General features: G+C 72.6%; 1 protein-coding gene and 1 pseudogene. Both read right to left on the bottom strand.

The genetic code is table 11. The annotated features are described in order from the left end of the window. Positions 1-1,452, bottom strand: a 1,452-nt coding sequence (locus AB0M20_RS39055) for a hypothetical protein (RefSeq protein WP_364306046.1), incomplete at its 3' end; no start/stop codon positions are given. Then, positions 1,449-2,299 (bottom strand): annotated as a pseudogene (locus AB0M20_RS39050) (hypothetical protein); the annotation flags it as partial. The gene AB0M20_RS39055 and the pseudogene AB0M20_RS39050, both read right to left, overlap by 4 nt.

Here is a 2,299-nt window from a genome sequence, read left to right as displayed (position 1 = left end):
GCTGATCATGTCGGCGCCGTTCAGGAGGAATCTGGTCTGACCGCGGATGTGGCTCAGGGTGGTGTACAGCCGGCTGGTGATCGTTGTCGGTGCCAGCCCGGGCCAGATGGTTCCGGTGAGCTGCCTGGCGGTGGCTCCACCGGGCGTGACGGCCAGCAGTACCAGGACCTGCCAGGCGGCGCTGCGGTGCAGCGTGACCGGCTGCTGCGCGACGGTCAGCCGGCACGCGCCCAGCACCTCAAGCCGAGCGGGGGCGGGACGTTCGCGCCGGGGTCGCTGCATTGCTGGTGGTGTCGGCGCCGGTGACACGGGCAGCCCGCTGCGCAGGCCGTAGGCGTGGGCCGTGACCCGGATGAGGTCTACGGCCGACTGTGCCGGCAGGACACACAGCCGGGCCGGCTGCCGATTGCCGTCGGTGGCGACGGTGCCGTCGGCCGCGACCGTCCACGTCCGTGCTGCCGGGCCGGTCGTCTCCCCGGTGGTCACGACGGTCAGCCCGGTCAGTTCCGCAGGTGGCGCAACAGCAGCGCTGAGATCGATGCAGACGACACGGCCGCTCCCGCCCTGAGTCTCTGCGAGTACGCGCGCTTCTGCCGTTGCGTTGTTCGCAATGCGCAGCCCGGGGAGAGTCTGTGGTACGTCGGAGGTGTTCAACAGTCGTGCCAGGTCAGCTCTCATGATGACCACGTGGGTTCCGTCATCGTGGTTCGCCGCAACGTTGAGCAGCGCCGTCACGAGAACTCCGCGGAGGGCGTCTCGCCGTCCCGGGCCGGTGAGTGCGACCAGGCCAGCGGGAAGGTGGTCGGCGGAGACGGGGTCGGTCTGCGTGTCGGTGGCGTGAGCGGCGGCCGCGTTGGCGACAGCCGGGAGTAGCGGCGCGGGCTCGCTGGCGCTGTCGGGGTCGTGGAGGTAGCGCCGGCGTAGCCAGGTGACGCCGACGACTGCGGCGACGTCCCGGGCGGTGCCGGTCGGCAGCCAGCCACCGCCGGGCAGTTCGACCCCGGACCCGTCGATGCTCTCCGCCCTGCCGGCCGCGTCGTTGGAGGGTGACCGACCGTCGGTGCCGGCCCCGGCCGGTACGGGCGTCGGAGGCTGGTCGGCTGTGGCGACGAGCGTCGGCATGCTCAGCAGGGCCGCACCCGCGAGGGATCCGGCGGCAGCCTGCGCGGGGCTGGGCAGCGGCAGGTGTCGCATGCGCCGCCACGCCTGGCGGGCCTGCCGGGCCGCGGCACGTACGATCAGCGTCGTCGCCAGCAGCCAGATCGCGGCGATGGCGGCCACGCCGAGCAGCGGCAGAACCGCGGACGGCCCAGCAGACTCCCCCACGGCAGCCAACTGTTCAAGAAGCCACGAATGATCGCTGCGCACTGTCAGGGCGAGCAGGGCGAGCGGGCCGATGACGACGCCCGCCGCGATCAGCGCGACGACGATCTTGTTGACTGCCCGCATCATGGCTGACGAGCGGGCACAGTCGGGCCCACGTCCGGATGCGGGGCCGCCGGCGCGGCGTACAGCATCCTGATCTGGTAGGCGACGCGAGCGGTGACCGCGACGGCGACCAGGACGCCGAGCGTGTTGGGGTTGGTGATCACGACAGCCACGGCCGCCAGGAACACCGCCGTCGCAGCCCGCGGGACCACCCTGCGGAACAGCACGCAGGCCAGCCCGGCGCCGATCATCGCGGCGCCGGTCTGACCCAGCGGCACGAACCACGACGGCACCGCCCTGGTGTACCAGTGGGCGACCAGCGGCGTCCCGACGGCGAGCAGGATCAGCGCGGACAGCGGGAACGCGAAGAAGGCATCCCACCCGCCCTCCGGTGGTCGGGAGCGCCGGTGGGCCAGCAACGCCAGCACGAGCGCGGTCACGGCTATCGGAACGGCGGGCAGCAGCGCCCAGCGCAGCGGCTGGCCTGGGCTGCGCACGTTGAAGATGGCGGTGGTGAGCAGGCCGAGCAGCCCGCAGACCGCGAGGCCGGTGAGGGTGGCGAGGACGACCGGTCCGGTCTGTGCGGGGTCGCGCGGCCGCTGCCCGCCCAGCATGGTGGCGAAGACTCCGGCGAAGGCCAGCGCCGCAACCATGGCAAGAACGCCGGCGGTGCCGAGCTCACCCCAGGCAGCCCACACCCAGTACCGCAGGCCCGGGTATTGCGGGGTGCCGTTGTTGTAGCGCGGGGTGAACACCATGTGTGCCCACAGGGCCAGCGCGGCGACTCCGGGCAGCGCCATGCCGAGCATCCGTCGCAGCGGTGGCAGGGTCAGTGGTGCCGGTGGCGCCGCCGACGACGCGGCGGCAGGCG

This window comes from Actinoplanes sp. NPDC051633, from assembly GCF_040681735.1.
GTDB lineage: Bacteria > Actinomycetota > Actinomycetes > Mycobacteriales > Micromonosporaceae > Actinoplanes.
The sequence above is the reverse complement of the archived record's forward strand: the minus strand, read 5'-3'. Positions and strand labels throughout refer to the sequence as shown.